Source organism: Spiroplasma endosymbiont of Panzeria rudis, assembly GCF_964019705.1.
GTDB classification, from domain to species: Bacteria; Bacillota_I; Bacilli_A; order Mycoplasmatales; family VBWQ01; genus Spiroplasma_E; species Spiroplasma_E ixodetis_A.
The window spans coordinates 847,743-864,596 of the sequence record NZ_OZ026460.1 but is presented as its reverse complement, the minus strand read 5'-3'; the positions used below and the strand labels follow the sequence as shown (position 1 = coordinate 864,596).

At 24.7% G+C, this 16,854-nt stretch carries 14 protein-coding genes and 1 pseudogene; 8 read left to right on the top strand and 7 right to left on the bottom strand.

Going from position 1 to position 16,854, the window contains the following annotated elements:
* The first annotated feature begins 1 nt into the window (after nt 1).
* From AACK89_RS04925 to aspS, 4 genes are all read left to right on the top strand, one after another.
* The gene (locus AACK89_RS04925; RefSeq protein ID WP_338977639.1) at nt 2-523 is read left to right on the top strand and encodes an adenine phosphoribosyltransferase; all 522 of its coding nucleotides are present in this window, start codon (nt 2-4) and stop codon (nt 521-523) included.
* 13 nt (nt 524-536) lie between these two features.
* Entirely contained in the window at nt 537-2,789 is a 2,253-nt protein-coding gene (locus AACK89_RS04920; protein WP_338977637.1) for a RelA/SpoT family protein, read from the top strand.
* Nucleotides 2,790-3,049: 260 nt separating this feature from the next.
* Nucleotides 3,050-4,342 (top strand): histidine--tRNA ligase, encoded by a 1,293-nt coding sequence (gene hisS / locus AACK89_RS04915; RefSeq protein ID WP_338977635.1) that lies wholly within the window; start codon nt 3,050-3,052, stop codon nt 4,340-4,342.
* Entirely contained in the window at nt 4,326-6,068 is a 1,743-nt protein-coding gene (gene aspS / locus AACK89_RS04910) for an aspartate--tRNA ligase (protein ID WP_338977632.1), read from the top strand. Before hisS ends, aspS begins: the two co-directional genes overlap by 17 nt.
* Nucleotides 6,069-6,273: 205 nt before the next feature.
* On the opposite strand, the pseudogene AACK89_RS04905 reads toward aspS, so the two are convergent.
* The 5 genes and pseudogenes from AACK89_RS04905 to AACK89_RS04885 form a co-directional block, all read right to left on the bottom strand.
* A pseudogene (locus AACK89_RS04905) lies at nt 6,274-7,495 on the bottom strand (IS256 family transposase).
* A 57-nt stretch (nt 7,496-7,552) separates the two neighbouring features.
* Nucleotides 7,553-7,675 (bottom strand): hypothetical protein, encoded by a 123-nt coding sequence (locus tag AACK89_RS04900; protein ID WP_338977630.1) that lies wholly within the window; start codon nt 7,673-7,675, stop codon nt 7,553-7,555.
* A gap of 286 nt (nt 7,676-7,961) precedes the next feature.
* Entirely contained in the window at nt 7,962-9,059 is a 1,098-nt protein-coding gene (locus tag AACK89_RS04895; RefSeq protein WP_338977629.1) for a nicotinate-nucleotide adenylyltransferase, read from the bottom strand.
* A complete protein-coding gene (locus tag AACK89_RS04890; RefSeq protein WP_338977627.1) occupies nt 9,059-9,958 on the bottom strand; it encodes a deoxyribonuclease IV in 900 nt (299 codons plus the stop codon). The genes AACK89_RS04895 and AACK89_RS04890 overlap by 1 nt, the downstream gene beginning before the upstream one ends.
* A 19-nt stretch (nt 9,959-9,977) precedes the next feature.
* A complete protein-coding gene (locus AACK89_RS04885; protein ID WP_338977624.1) occupies nt 9,978-11,336 on the bottom strand; it encodes a DEAD/DEAH box helicase in 1,359 nt (452 codons plus the stop codon).
* 282 nt (nt 11,337-11,618) lie between these two features.
* On the opposite strand from AACK89_RS04885, the gene AACK89_RS04880 reads away from it, so the two are divergent.
* Together AACK89_RS04880 and AACK89_RS04875 are read left to right on the top strand one after the other, a co-directional pair.
* Nucleotides 11,619-12,107, top strand: coding sequence for a hypothetical protein (locus AACK89_RS04880; RefSeq protein WP_338977622.1), 489 nt, complete (start codon nt 11,619-11,621; stop codon nt 12,105-12,107).
* A 69-nt stretch (nt 12,108-12,176) separates the two neighbouring features.
* A complete protein-coding gene (locus tag AACK89_RS04875) occupies nt 12,177-12,629 on the top strand; it encodes a hypothetical protein (RefSeq protein ID WP_338977621.1) in 453 nt (150 codons plus the stop codon).
* Here the strand turns inward: AACK89_RS04875 and AACK89_RS04870 are convergent.
* A protein-coding gene (locus AACK89_RS04870; RefSeq protein ID WP_338977618.1) for an IS3 family transposase occupies nt 12,595-13,715 on the bottom strand; the annotation gives its coding sequence in 2 pieces (ribosomal slippage) (nt 12,595-13,472 and nt 13,472-13,715; 1,122 coding nt in all). The genes AACK89_RS04875 and AACK89_RS04870 overlap by 35 nt on opposite strands.
* Nucleotides 13,716-14,108: 393 nt before the next feature.
* On the opposite strand from AACK89_RS04870, the gene AACK89_RS04865 reads away from it, so the two are divergent.
* Entirely contained in the window at nt 14,109-14,459 is a 351-nt protein-coding gene (locus AACK89_RS04865; RefSeq protein ID WP_338977615.1) for a hypothetical protein, read from the top strand.
* A 14-nt stretch (nt 14,460-14,473) separates the two neighbouring features.
* On the top strand, nt 14,474-14,839 hold the full coding sequence (locus tag AACK89_RS04860) for a hypothetical protein (protein ID WP_338977614.1): 366 nt from the start codon (nt 14,474-14,476) through the stop codon (nt 14,837-14,839).
* Nucleotides 14,840-14,913: 74 nt separating this feature from the next.
* Here AACK89_RS04860 and typA read toward each other — a convergent pair whose 3' ends face one another.
* The gene (gene typA, locus AACK89_RS04855; RefSeq protein WP_338977612.1) at nt 14,914-16,758 is read right to left on the bottom strand and encodes a translational GTPase TypA; all 1,845 of its coding nucleotides are present in this window, start codon (nt 16,756-16,758) and stop codon (nt 14,914-14,916) included.
* Nucleotides 16,759-16,854: the final 96 nt, after the last annotated feature.

Here is a 16,854-nt window from a genome sequence, read left to right as displayed (position 1 = left end):
AATGACAAAAGAATCATTAAAAAAAATTATTATTAATATTCCTGATTTTCCAATTAAAGGTATCCAATTTAAAGATATTAACCCAATATTAAGTAATCCAGAAGCATTTCAAAGTGTTGTTAATATTTTTGTAGATTTTATTAAAAAATGTGGAGCAACAGCAATTTTAGCACCTGAAGCAAGAGGATTTATTTTTGGTGCTGCTATAGCATATAAGTTGGGTATTAAATTAGTTCTTGCACGTAAAAAAGGTAAATTACCAGGTAAAACCTATAAAGTAACTTATGATTTAGAGTACGGTACTGCTATATTAGAAATGCAGCAAAATGTACTTTCAACAAAAGATAAAGTAGTAATAATTGATGATTTGATTGCAACTTCAGGGACAATTAATGCTTGTCTTAATTTAATAAAGCAAAGTAACGCTCAATCAGTTGGTATTGCTGCTTTAATTTCGCTTTCTGAATTTGCTAATAAACATCATTTTGATAATATTCCGCTGTTAGAAATAATTAAGTTTTAATAAGTAGTAAATAATGAATAATTTAACTTGTAAAGATTTTAATCAATTATTAGCGGAAGCAAAAACATTTATCAAAGATCCTAAGCAAATTACAAAAATTAAAGTAGCTTATGAATATGCATTATTAAAACATAAAGATCAATATCGAAAGAATGGTGATCCTTATGTTTATCATGTTTTATCAACAGCATACAATTTAGTATTATGGCATTTAGATGTCTCTTCAATACAAGCAGGATTTTTACATGATATTTTAGAAGATACACCAACAACTTTTGATGAGTTAGTAGCAGAATTTGGTTTGGAAGTTGCTAATTTAGTTTTAGCTGTAACTAAAGTTAGCCATTTTGCAAAAGAAAAAAGAAATGAAATTAAAGCTAATTATTTACGTAAATTATATTTAAGTTTAGCTCATGATATTCGTGTCATTATTATTAAAATGGCAGATCGTTTACATAATATTAGAACTATTAATTTTTTAAATCCTGAAAAACAAATAATTATTGCTAAAGAAACTTTAGAAGTTTATGCTTCTATTGCTCATCGTTTAGGTATGCGTAAATTACAATCAGAACTAGAAGATCGTTCTTTTGCAGTATTACATCCTAAAGAGTATAAAAAAATTGATAACCTTATTAATTTAGATCGTGAAAAACGTGAAAAATTAGTTAATGAAATTATTAAAGAATTAAGTAAAACATTATCACAACATAAAAATTTAATTTTTAAAATTTATGGTCGTAGTAAACACTTATATTCTATTTATCGTAAAATGTATTATTTTGGAAAAGATTTTGATGATATACATGATATTTTAGCAATTAGAGTTGTTACTAATTCTATTGATAGTTGTTATGCCATTTTGGGTTATATTCATCAAAGTTTTACTCCTGTTCCGGGTAGATTTAAAGATTATATTGCAACACCAAAAAATAATATGTATCAATCATTACATACATCTGTTGTTTTTGATAATGAAATTTATGAATTACAAATTAGAACTGAAGAAATGGAAGATTTTGCTGAAGCAGGTGCAGCTTCGCATTGAAGATATAAAGAAGGGGAAAATAAAAATCCTAAGAAACGTCAAGCAGAAATTGATGAAAAATTAAATATTTTTCAAGAAATATTAAATTTAAATGACTTAAATCCAAATGTTGATGAAAACATATTAGCAGATAATATTGCCAAAGATAATAATTTAGAAAAAGAAATTCGACAAGATATTTTTAGTGATTTAATTTATGTATTAACTCCAAATGGTAATGTTATAACATTACCATTTGGTTCAACTGTTTTAGATTTTGCTTTTAAAGTTCATACTGAAATTGGTGAAACAACAGTGGGTGCAAGAATAAATGGTATTTATTCTCCTATTAATACTGTTTTAAAATCAGGGGATATTGTTGAAATTAAAACTGCTAAAACTGCACGTCCTTCTCGTGATTGATTAAATATTGTTAAGACCAATTTTGCTCAACATAAAATAAAAAAATATTTAAATAATCAGCAAGAAAAATTTAATCAAGAAAATAAAATTAAAGATACAGAAAACAAAGAGAAAATAAAAAAAACAAAGGAAAAAATAGAAGAATATATTATTGAAAATCACATTCGTTGAAAAATTGCAAAACGTAATGTTATTATGTCAAGAATTAGATCATTAAAATATAAAACGTATGAAGATTTTTGCTTAGATGTTGCTAATGGAACTTATACAATTGAACAGGCGGTTACTACTATTTTATATAGTGATTCAGCAACATTTCAAGAATTAAAAACTAAACAACAAACAACAATGAATTTAAGTAGTAATAATGAAATTATTATTGAAAATGCCCCCAATACTAAAACATCATTGGCTCATTGTTGCTTACCTATTCCTGATGAACCAATTGCGGGTTATATTACTAAAGGGCAAGGTATTAAAGTTCATCGTTTAATTTGTCGTAATGTTAGTTTGCCAGAGCGGAAAGAACGTATTATTGATACTAAATGAAATTTATTAGCAACCAGTCATCATCTTTATAATTCAAAAATTCAAATTCAATATTTAGATCGACCAGCATTGATGACTGATGTTTTAAATATTTTGGGCTATTTAAAGGCACAAATTCAAAGTATTGATGCTAATAATAAACTTAAGGAAAATCATGGAAGTTTAAAAATTTTAATTAAAGTTTCTAATATTGAACGTTTACATCAAATTATTTCATCAATTAAAAAAATTCCTGATATTATTGCAATAAACAGAATAATTATGTAATATTTTAGTATAATATTTTCAGCATTTAAAAGTAAATTTAGGGTAAACATTAAGAGACGGTGTGGTTGGTGCAAACACTGGTTAACTAATTTTATGACATTAAATAGCTTGTATTATTAATTAATTAAATATGATAAATTATAATTAAGTGCATTTATTTTGTAAATGAATTAGGATGGTACCGCGTTAAGAAACGTTCCTAAAATAAAGGAACGTTTTTTTAGAAGATTTATTTTTTATTAAAAGGAGTAAAAAAAAGTATGCAATTTCAAAAGCCAAGAGGAACACGTGATATGTATAATGAAGAGGTTATTATATATCGTAATATTATTAAATCTTTAACACAGTCTGCAATTAAATATAATTATCAAGAATTTATTACTCCTATTTTTGAAAATGCTCAACTATTTTTACGAGCTGTGGGAGATACAACTGATATTATTCAGAAAGAAATTTATCAATTTAATGATAAAAATGATAGATTATTAGCTCTTCGTCCTGAAGGAACAGCAGGTATTGTTCGTGCTATAATTGAAAATAAATTATATAAATCTAAGCAAACGTTAAAGTATTTTTATTATGGTTCGATGTTTCGATATGAAAGACCTCAAAAAGGGCGTCAACGTCAATTTAATCAATTTGGTATCGAAACTGTTGGTGTTAAACATCCTTTAGTTGATGTTGAAGTAATGATGATGGCCTTAGAAATGATAAAAAGTTTTTCAATACCAAATTTAACTTTAAATATTAATTATTTTGGATCTAATGAAACAAAAAATAAATATCAAATAGCACTTAAAGAACAATTATTAAATCAAAGTAAGCAATTGTGTGAAAATTGTCAAATTAGAGTTAATGTATCACCACTAAGAGTTCTTGATTGTAAAATTTGTACTAAATTAAATTTAGAAATACCATATTTAAATGATTTTTTAACTAATGAAGAAAAAACATATTTTACAACTATTATTAATAGTTTAAAAAATAATAAAGTTAATTTTATTATTGATGAGCATTTAGTTCGTGGTTTAGATTATTATAATGGTATTATTTTTGAAATAACTACTATTGATTCACGAATTGGTGAAAGTCAAAATACTTTACTTGGTGGTGGTAGATATGATAATTTATTTAATGAATTGGGCTCACCATTAAAAATTCCTGCTATTGGTTTTGCAATTGGTATTGAAAGATTAATGTTATTATTGGTAGAAAATAAAAATATTAATAAACCACCAATTATTGATTTACAAATTATTGCTTTAAGCGAATTAGGATTAATAATGGCTTCCGATTTATTATTACAATTACGTAAAGAAAATTATCATATTGATATGGAATATAATTTATATCAAGATAAAAATAAGTCACAGATTATTGATCGTAGTTTAGCCAAAAATATACTATTTTTAAAAGAAAAAAATCAGGTTAGTTTTTATTCTTTTGTTAAAAAAGAAATGATAAAATTAATTTTTGATACTGAACAGCAATTGCTTAGTAAGGTTAAAAATCTATTATTAGAGGAGAATGAAGAATATGGAAAAACTCTTTAGAACTCATACATGTGGTAATTTAACGCAGGGTGATATTACAAAAGAAATTATTATTAGTGGTTGAGTTAAAGATATTCGTATTAATAAATTTGGTATTTTTATTGATTTACGTGATATGTACGGAACAACACAAGTCATTGTTAAACCAGATAACGGATATTATCAAGAAATAAAAAATGTTAAAGTTGAATCTGTTTTAAAAGTAATTGGAACAGTTGTCTTACGAAAAAATAAAGATGCAAAAACTGCTAATGATATGATTGAAGTAGTAGCAAAAGATATTGAAATATTAAGCAATTCTATTAATTTACCATTTGTTATTAAAAATGATAATACGCTTGCTAGTGAAGAATTACGTTTACAATATCGCTATTTAGATTTAAGAAGACCAGCAATGAATTATAATATTAAATTTAAACACCAAGTTCTTAGTTGTTTACGAACATTTTTGAATCAAAATAATTTTTTAGAAATTGATACTCCTTGCTTAACAAAATCAACACCAGAAGGTGCTCGTGATTTTTTAGTTCCTGCTCGTATTCAAAAAAAAAATTTTTATGCTTTACCACAATCACCACAAATTTATAAGCAATTATTAATGATATCAGGTATTGACAAATATTATCAAATCGCTAAATGTTTTCGTGATGAAGATTTTCGTGCTGATAGACAACCCGAATTTCAACAATTAGACTTAGAAATGGCATTTACTACTAGTAAAGAAATTAAATTAATAGTAGAAAATATGCTAATAAGTCTTTTTAATACTTTAAAAATTGGTAATATTCCTTCAACATTTTCATCAATTACCTATGATCAAGCAATGGATTTATATGGTAGTGATAAACCCGATTTACGTTGTACATGTAAGTTAATAAATATTAATATTAACAATAATAGTGATGGATTTATTTATAAGGGTTTTATAGTTAATGATAAAATGAACGAAACAACTATAAAAAAATTAACAGAAATTAGCAATCAGCATGGAGGAAAAACATTAATAATTTATGACTTAATTAAGAAAAAAATTATTCATAATAATTCTAAAGTAAAGTTTGATGATTTAGTTTTATCAGAAGAAATATCAAAAATAAAATATAATAATAATTTTTTAATTTTCGTATATGAACAACAAGATATTGCTAATAAAGTTATGGGTGCTATTAGAAGTTTTTATATTAATGATTTGTCAAAACGAATTAATCATAAAGATTTTATGAATAATATTGAAAACTTTGAATTTATTTGAATTATTGATTGACCAATGTTTGAACAGGAAGAAAATAAATGACAAGCTTGTCATCATCCTTTTACAAGTCCAAAAAATCCTGAAAAATTATTAGATATAAAAAATAAAGATTTAGGAACTTTAACTGCAGATGCTTATGATTTGGTTTTAAATGGTTTTGAAATTGCTGGTGGGAGCATTAGAATTCATGATTATAAATTACAGAAAAAGATTTTTGAATTATTAGATTTAAGTAAAACAGAAATTGAAAATAAATTTGGTTTTTTCTTATCAGCTTTTAATTACGGAGTTCCTCCACATGGTGGTATTGCTTTTGGCATTGATCGTTTATTAATGCTTTTAATTAAGAATGAATCAATTCGTGATACTATTGCTTTTCCTAAAAATAATCGTGGTATTTGTTTATTAACAAATAGTCCTAGTGAAATTTCATCTGATCAGTTATCAATATTAAATTTGGAATTTAAGAAGTAAAATTTTAATTTTAAAGTGATTAGAAGTTTAATAAAATTAGAAAATATAAATATTAAAAATCTCTAATGAAAAATAATTTAATTATTTTTCATTAGAGATTAATTATGTAATTTAATTGAAATCAATTTTTCAATAATGTTAAATTAATAATTATTAATTTCAAGAGGCTTTTTAATAATCTGTGTATCTTTGTTTTACAAAGTTACTAATTTAGATTAATTCTGTCTTCAAATTTTATCATAAAATGAGCAATTGCTGTATTTCAATTTTGAATAGGCAATGTTCATTTTTTTGTTATATTTTCAATTGCCAAGTAAAATATTTTGAAAACTGCCATATCATTAGGAAAAACTTTTTTATTTCTGATGATTTTTCGTAATTGACTATTAACAGATTCAATAGCATTTGTAGTATAAATCTGGATAACTAATAAAAACCATTAAATTATCTCAATTTTTATATCAAGATTTAGTAATTTGAGGATATTGTTTATTTCATTTACTTTCAAACGATTCTAAAGCTTGCATTGCTTGTTCTTCACTACATGCACTATAAATTGGTTTTAAATCTGCAACTAGACCTTTTCGATGTTTGTATGAAACATATTTTAAACTATTTCTAATTTGATGAACAATGCATAATTGATGTTCTGTTTTAGGATAAACTGATTGTATTGCTTCTGACATGCCTGTTAAATTATCACTACAAGCAATAAGAATATCATTTAAGCCACGATTTTTCATTTCTGTGAAATTAGATAATCAAAACTTAGAACCTTCATTTTCACTAATTCATAATCCTAAAACATCTTTTTTGCCTTCTAAATCAACTCCTAATGCTATATAAACTGATTTGTTAATAATCCGTTTATCTTGTCGTACTTTAACTACTATACAATCAAAATAAACAATAGGATAAATACTTTCTAATGGTCGATTTTGTCATGCTTTAACATCATCAATAACATCATCAGTAATTTGACTAATAACACTTTCACTAATATCAGCACCATGATATAACTCTTGCAACTGCATTCTAATGTCAGATAATGTCATTCCTTTTGCATACAAGGAAAGAACTTGTTGATCAAAACCATCAAATCTTCTTTGCCTTTTAGGAACTATTACAGGAGTAAAATTACTATTGCGATCTCTTGGTACATCAATTTCAATTTTACCTTGTTGAGTTATTAATTTTTTTGAACTTGTACCATTACGAGCATTTTCAGTAGTACTATGTTGATTTTTTTCATATCCTAAATAATTTTGCATTTCAGAATTCAACATTTTTTCAACTAATCTTTTTGTTAATTCTTTATATAAACCGCCAGGTTTAAAAACTGTTGTTAAATCTTCAGTATTTTCTAGTAATAAATCTACTGCTTTTGATATTGAATCATTATTATTAAAGTTATCTTTTTTAGCCATCTGTAACTCACTCTTTCTAGTCATTTAATTATATTTACTAGAATTAATTAAACATAGTTATTTTTGTAAGTTACACAGATTACTAAACATTTCCTTATCAGTCACGCTTTTTTTTATTTTTGCTGTTGTATTTTCTTTTGTCGGCGAAGCAGTAATTTTTGTTTTATTTTTTTTGGACATAATATTTGTTCTCCTTATTAATAATTTATTTTTATTTGTTATAGTGGTAAACCCAATTCTTTTAATGGAATATAATTAAAAAAATAACGACAATTACTATCTATTATATAATTTAAAGTATCTTTATATTCTGGTTTTTTAAATCAATCACTTAATAAATATCAGTATTCAATTTTGGAATCATTACTGAACAAATACATCTTCTGTTTTAAGTTATACTTCCCTTTTCTTTAATATTATATATTAAATAATTAATAAATAAGTATTTTACTATAGATACTATTTGTTAATTTTTATTACTTCACGCTTCATATATTGTTAAAAACTTATTATTTAATGGTTTTTTTTGCTCTAGTAAATGCTTTTTTAAAATTTCTAGATAGTATTTAAAAGCAACAGTTAAATCTTGAAAGGCAAGTTTTCTTAATTCTTCAACATAATAATGGTTACGTTCAATTGATATTTTATCTGCTAATAATACTATTAATTCTAAAGTTTTCATTTCGTTTGCACCAGTAGTGTGTTTAGCAATTGCATGAAGAACTAAATCATCATGGTACTGATAATGATTTTTTAAATACAATGCTGCTACATAACCATGTCAAACTGGAAATGGTTCTTGTAAAATTTCTTTATTATATTTTGTTAAAAATTTAGTCATTTTATTTTTACTTCATTGTTTGCAAAGGTCATGATAAGTTCCAGCAATTAGGGCTTTATTAGCATCTTCGTTATAATGGATTGCTAATTTAGCAGCCATTTTACCAACATTAATACAATGTTCAGTTCTATTGTTATCCAAATTTGCTTTTAAACGCTCATAACTATATATTAAATTATTGTTAATATAATCATTAATTTTAATATCGATTTGATTAATAATTTCACCATTTCTAATTTTGGCAGAGCTAATATCACTGCTTGGTCGAACTACTAAATTTTGACATTTGTATTTTGACATTAGTTCTAATGTTTTACGATAATGAGGGCGATTAACAACAATAATTTTAACTAAATTAATTAACTGTTCAATTCCTTGTCATTTATTTAAGGTATATAAATTATCAGAACCAATAATAAAAAAGAATTTGTGATTTGGATAGTTTTCAATAAAGTAGTTAATAGTATTAATAGTATAACTAGGTTGCTTACTTGTTAGTTCATAATCATTTAATTTTATTCAAGAATAGTTTTTAATAACTAAATTAATCATATCGACTCTTTGTTGATCGCTGGCACTGACACTATCTTTTAACGGATTTTGTTTTGTTGGTAAAATTCAAACTTCATCAAGTGAAAGTTTATGATAAGCTGTATTTGCAATGTTTAAATGTTGATTATGAAATGGATCAAAAGTTCCACCAAAAATGCCAATTCTTTTCATTATTTGCTAGTTCCTAATGATTCTAAAATTTCTTTATTATATTTTTTTGTTCTTATCATTTTAATTTCATTTAAATAAGGTGGATGACCATTAATTCATGGCGTTTCTAAAATTTTTATTTTAGTAAGCAACAATGGATGATAAATAATGTTAATTAAAGTTTGAAAACCAAGATAACCCATTCCTAAGTTAGCATGACGATCTTTATGAGCATTGATTGGGTTTTTAGAATCATTAACATGAATAACTAATAATTTATCTAATCCAATAAGTTGATCAAATTTTTGTATTATTTGTTCTAAATTATTATTAAGATCATAACCAGCATCAGATAAGTGACAAGTATCTCAACAAACACCAATTAGTTCGGGTCTTTTTACATTATTAATAATATATTGAAGTTGTTCAAAAGTAGTTCCTACTTCACTACCTTTTCCTGACATTGTTTCCAAAGCAATTTTTACAGTTTGTTTTTCTAAACATGCTGCATTTAGTCCTTTAACAATTTGTTCTAAAGCAGTTTGTGGTAAAGCACCAACAGCGCTACCTGGATGTAAAACCAAAGTTTTAATGCCAATATCTTGACAGCGAATTATTTCTTGTCGTAAGAAATCTACTGCTAATTGGTAAGTACTTTTGTTAATACTATTAGCCAGATTAATAATGTAAGGAGCATGAACAATAAGATTATTAATATCAATATTTTTTTCAATTAGTTTTTCTGTAAATTCTTTAATAAATAATGCTTTGGTTGGTTTACGAATTGTATTTTGTGGAGCACCTGTATAAAACATAAACGTATTGGCATTATAACTTAGAGCCTCTTCAAGAGCACCCAATAAATATTTTGGTGCTTTCATTGAAACATGAGATCCAATAATTAATTTGTCATTTTCCATCTTGCTTCCTCTTTCATTATTAATTTTCATCAAAAAGTTTTTTTCTTCTTGCAATTGCTTGTGTTTTTTTAATTTTCTTAATTGATGCTTTAATGTGTTGTTTTCTTGTTTCTTTTTTTATTGCTTCTAAATCTTTATTAAATTTTTTCTTATAACCAGGAGTTACATTTTTATTTTTTTTAAAGCGATTAATAACATATTGCTCTTCTTTATTTCTTTCTATTTTTCGTTTATGAGCAACGATGTTGTCATTACTAATTTCTGGTAGTAACTTATTATCTTTAATTTTATAGTATTCTATTGGAACATTTAAATTTTTTAACTTATGAATAGTAGAATTATCACTCTTATCATAAAATACATAAGAAATACCTGAATAGTTAGCTCGTCCTGTTCGCCCTGCTCGATGAAAATAATATTCTAGATTATTTGTCGGTAATTGTAAAGAGATAACATGAGATACCCCTTCAATATCAATACCACGTGCTGCGATATCTGAACAAACAACATATTGATATTCAAAATTTTTAATACGTTTAAAAGTTTGAGAACGTTCTCGTGCTGGTAATCCACCATGTAAGATTGCTACTTTTTTATTTTCTTCAATTAAGACGTTTGCAATTTCTTCAATATTTTCTTTGTTATTAACAAAAATTAAGCATAAATAAGGATCAAACATTGTTAATAATGATTGTAGTTGTTTTTTACTATCTTGATGATGACGATTAATAAAAATATGTTGAATTTTTTGAGATTTATTATCAATACTAATTGTAGTAGCGTTAGTAATATATTTTTTTAATCAAGTAACTAGTTGGGCTAATATTGTTGCTGAAAAAGTCATAATTTGAGTATTTTTATTCATTTTAGTAATTAAAAAATCTAAATCTTCCATGAATCCCATATCAAATAACATATCACATTCATCAATAACTAAAGTGTTAGTAGTAGTAATTGCTAACATATTAAGTTCATATAAACGTTTTAATCTAGTTGGAGTTCCAATTACAATTTGTGGTTGATTATTACTTAAATTATTATTTTGACGAATAATATCTTTGCCACCCACTAAACAAGCAATGCTAATATTTTGATCTTTGATTAAAGCTTTTAAAAAATTGAACGTTTGTTGAGCAAGTTCACGAGTAGGTGTAATAATAACTGCTTGTGTTACTTTTAAAGTAACATTACAATTATTTAAAATTGGAATTAAATAAGTATGAGTTTTACCACTACCAGTAGCACTTTTAATAATTAAGTTTTTATTAGTTAATGCTAAAGGAATAATTTCGGTTTGGACTGGTGTTGGATTAATTAGTTTTTCTTTTTTTAAATTTTCAATTAGTCATGGTTGTAAATTAAATTGTTGAAATGACATGCGTTCACCTTTTTCTTTAATGCAATATTAATATTTTATCTTATTTTTACTAAGTTCTTTAAAAAATAAGATAAAAAACTTTATTAAAAGTAATAATAATTACTATTTTAATGTTTAAGATTATTAATTTTCAAAAAATAAAAAAATACATCAGTAATTTATACAACTAATTGTTTATTTAAATTTCTACTCTAATAAAAGTAAAATGTCAATAGATTATTTTTAATCATGTAAAATTAACTTAGAAAAAAATTAAGGGCTTAGAAAAGAGGTTTGTAATTTATGTCAGAAGAAGAAGAAAAGAAAAAGAAGAAGAAATCAACAAAAATTATTGCTGGTCTTATCGGCTCTGCAGCTTTAATTGGAGCCACCATTGCTGGTGGTATGACAGCTATTGCCGAAACAGAAGGAGAAAAAGAAGAAGAAGAGGAAGAAAAAAATAAAAAAAAATCAAATGATTCGATCTCTAAACAATCATCAATTAGTGATAATAAACAAACTTTAGCAGTAATTTTCAAAAACAAAACAAATCTGCAATTAAAACCTGAAGACAAATTGAAAATGACAAGTCCAGAAACTGTAAAGGAGGTTATTAAAGAGAGACTAATTGAAAGTAATCCACAATCAAATTTAATAAAAGAAAAAATTATTTTAGGTAATTTAAAATATAATAATATGAACATTAAACCAACTACTTTAACAGTTGAAATGACTTATGATGACCCTTTAGTTATTGGAAGTGTAATTTTAAATGTAATTTATCCAAAATAAAAGATAAGAAGAACTTGTTTATAAAATGACGCAAATTTATATATTAAGAAAATTTAGGGGGTTATTTATATGCAAAATAATTTAAATATAATGTTTTTAGTTAATTGATCAGATTTTTCAATAAAGGACTGAATAATCATAGGATTATCAATATTATTATTAATGCTAACTTTTATTTTTATTTTAGTTATTTTTCTTTTTAAAAGAAAAAGATTTAAGTTTAAAATAAATAATATTATAAGTGATAATTTAGTAAAAATAGGTAAAAATAATTATAAATTTTCAAGTAGAAATGCTTTTATACTCTTTAATGAAATTAAATCAATAATTTTAGATAAGCGTTATAAGTATTTTTATAAATTTAAAAAGAGATATAAAGATGGTAGTTTAAATAATGAACTTTTTGATATAGTTCAAAAATATTATTTAAAAAATGAAAAAGAATTAAAGAAAAAACCAAAACCTGGAATGGCAACCCTTTTTAGGACTATTTTTTGGTGGACATTTGTGTTTGATATTTAATGGGGGTTAAGTAGTTTAAAGTGCTGTGGATTCTTATGTTGTTGTATCAATTGATATAATCAAATAATTCTAATTTTAATTGGATTAATGATGTAAAATTTTTATCATTGATAAATTCGGTCTTAAAAGTTTTGAAAGTTGCTTCAGCAACAGCATTGTCATAAGGACAACCTTTTTTGCTTAAAGAACGATTAATGTTGAATGCTAATAAAAGATTATTAATAATTTTATTATTAAATTCATTACCGCGATCACTATGAAATATTTGTATATTTTTTAAACAGCGATTTGATTGCATAAATGCTTGATATACTAATAATGCATCTTTTTTAAATCCAACACTATGTCCAATAATTTCGCGGTTAAATAAGTCTATTAATAGGCAAATATAGTTTCATTTGCCATTAACTTGAACATAAGTTAAATCACTGACAATAACTTCATTTTTAACCCTATTATTAAAATTTCTATTAACAAGATTTGTTACTTGACTATTATTAACTCTGTTATTATGATTTTTGAATGATAATTTAGTGTATTTTGATATTAAATTATGTTTATTCATAATTTTTTTAATTTTTCGTCTTGATAAATAAATTCCTTTATTTTCTAGAACAACTTTTAATCTTCTTGTTCCATAAACTTCTTTATTTTCTTTAAAAGCACTAATAACAGCTTCATCATACATATTATTTTTAATTTTATCTTCTTTTTTATTTAAATTAAAATAATATGTTGATTTAGAAATTTTTAAAAAACGACACATTTTACGAATTTTATATTTAACTTTATTTTTAGCAATAATTTCTATTTTCTGCCTATTATTAGTGCTGCTTGCTTTAAAATGTCATTTTCCATTCGTAACTGTTTTAATTCTTTTCTTAATTTAATTAATTCATTTTCTTCAACAGAACGATTATCTTTAGTTTTAAAACTGCCTGAATTAGTAAATTGCTTAATTCAATTGTAAGTAGCTGCTCTTGTAACATTGTACTCTTTAGCAAGACAAGACACTGACTTACCACTTTGATATAAAGCTACTATTTGTTTTTTAAATTCATCTGAATATGAGTTAATATTGGCCATAATTATAGTTCCTTTCTTTTCACTAATTTGTTCACTTGTCTACGTAATTAGTGTCCAATAAAGTGTAACCCATCCAACCTTTATTTGAAAATAAAAAAAATGATAAACCCAGTGATGCTGTTAATAAAAAAAGATGATAAAAAAGTTAAATTTGTTTTTGATGATCAAGAAATGACAGTAAAAATTGAAGAAGATAAATAAAACTACTCAATTGAGTAGTTTTATTTATCTATAACTATTTTTTTATATTTTAAAAATATGTATAAAAATTTAACACCAAATATTCTAGATATTATGATATAATTTTTTAAACTTAATTTAAGTTTTCAACTCATTATTTTAATTTTTAAAGTATATGGGTTTTTTATTTTTTTGAAAGGAAGATAAAAAGATATGTATAGTAAAGTTAAAAAAATAAAAAGTATATATAAATTAATTGCTGAAATTAAAGAAGAAATAAAACTTCCAGAAGGATTTGAAGAAAGAAAAATGTACCATGCTTGAATACAAGAACCACTTTGCAATGTTGTAGATACCACTTGATATTATGAAATTGATATAAAAATTCAAAATATTGAAAAAAGATTAAATAATAATATTAATAAAACTAGTTTAAAAGAAATCAAAATAGAATTGGAAAAAATAACAAAAGAAATTGATCAAAAAAATGGTTGAGATATAGAAAAAGATAATAATTTTATTGATGAAATAAATAAAATAAGTTTAATACACTATTTATTTTAAAAAGGATGGATATAATGTTAGAGAATAACAATAACGAAAAAACAAAAGATGAATCTATTTTTGTGCCTTCTCCCGCTATTTTTGTAGAAATTTCATTTGAAAACATTAAAACTAAAAAACAAAAACATGCAGAAAGACAAAAACAATATTTAGAAAAAAATAAATCAAATCCTGAATTTATTAGAAAAAAAAGAGAAGGAGAAAAAAGACGCAGAAAAAAATATATTGAAAAGAAAAAAAATAAAGAACTGCTTGATAAGCAAATTCAATTAATGATTAATGAAGTTAATAACTTTGCTAATTATGAAACAATACAGATAGAAGATATATTGCAAGAAAATCAAAAAATTCTGTCTTTAAATGATATTATTGATATTTAATCAGAATATTGAGTATCTACAGTTAACTGTGTAAATTATAATCCTTTTAATCTTTAAACAAAAAATCGTAAGTATTACTTACGATTTCTATTTTGTTTACGTTCATTTTCAGTCAAGAATTTTTTACGCATACGAATATTTTGTGGTGTTACTTCAACTAATTCATCGCTAGCAATAAATTCTAAAGATTCTTCTAAACTAAAAATAGTTGGTGGTGTTAATCTAACAGCTTCATCATTACCTGAACTTCTAGTATTTGTTAATTGTTTTGCTTTGCAAGGATTAACATCTAAATCTTTATCACGATTACTTAAACCAATAATCATTCCTTCATACACTTTAGTTTGTGGTTTAACAAATAAAGTACCACGTTCTTCTAAAGAATTTAAAGCATAAGGTAATGTTGTCCCTGTAATCATACTTACTAGAACGCCATTTCTATTATTATTAATTTCGCCTTTTAATGGTTCATATGTAAGGAAACTACGAACCATAACACCCGTTCCACGAGTAATATTAACGTATTGACGACCAAATCCAATTAATCCTCTTGTTGGAATATGAAAAATAATTTTATCACGAACATTATCAGAATCCATATTAGTCATAATACCTTTTCTTAGATTTAAATTATTAATAACAGTACTACTATATTCAGTAGGATGATTTAAAATAATTTCTTCGACTGGTTCAGTGGTGTGTCCTTTTTCATCTTTTTTAAATACTACTTCCGGTTTAGAAATACCTAATTCAAAGCCTTCGCGACGCATATTTTCAATTAAAACAGATAAATGTAATTCACCACGACCAAAAACTTTAAAACCATCAGCATTACTTCCGGATAATTGTTCTATTTTTAAACCAACATTAGTTTCTAATTCTCTTGTTAAACGTTCTTTAATTTTATTACTAGTTACTAGTTTACCTTCAGTTCCAGAAAATGGTGAATTATTGACAAGGAAATTCATTGACATTGTTGGAGCCTGTATTGTAATTGGTTCCATTGGCACAACATTATCTTTATCACAAATAGTATTACCAATTGTTATATTTTCAATACCCGCTATGCAAACAATATCACCAGCAACAGCGTTTTTAACAGCTACTCGTTTTAATCCTTGATAAACAAATAAATATTTTACTTTTGCTTTTCTTTTTAAATCATAATCATCAACAACAATTATTTCTTGTCCTTCAGAAATAGTACCTTGAAATAATCTACCAATTCCAATTCTGCCAATAAAACTATCATAATCTAATGAACTAATTTGCATTTGTAAAGGCTCATTATATTTTACTAATTTAGAAATTTTAGCATGTTTAATAATTGTTTCAAATAATGGTTCTAAATTTTCGCTTGGTTGATTCAATTCATATTGGGCAATACCTTGTTTAGTAATTCCATAAAGTGTTGGAAAGTCTAACTGTTCATCATTAGCATTTAATTCCATAAAAAGTTCTAATACTTCATCTTTTACTTCTTCAATTCTTTGGTCCTTTTTATCAATTTTGTTAATCATTAAAATTGGATTTAAGTTATGTTCTAGTGCTTTTTGCAATACAAAACGAGTTTGTGGCATTGGTCCTTCAACACTATCAACTAGTAAAATAACACAGTCTACTGTTTTCATAATTCTTTCAACTTCAGAGGAAAAGTCAGCATGACCAGGTGTATCAATAATATTAATTTTTGTATTACCATGCATGATTGAACAATTTTTAGAATAAATAGTAATTCCTCGTTGACGTTCTTGAACATTACTATCCATTATTTGTTCAACAATAACTTGGTTTTGATGAAAAATATTTGATTGCTTTAATAAAGCATCAACTAATGTTGACTTTCCAACATCGACGTGTGCTATCACTGCAATATTAATAATTTTTTGTTCAGCAGAAACTTTTTCTTGTTCAGACATTATTCATTCTCCGTTATTCTTAAATTTTGACATTATATAAATTATACGCAATATTTTTAAATTTAGTAAAATAATTAAAAAAATAATTTATTTAAA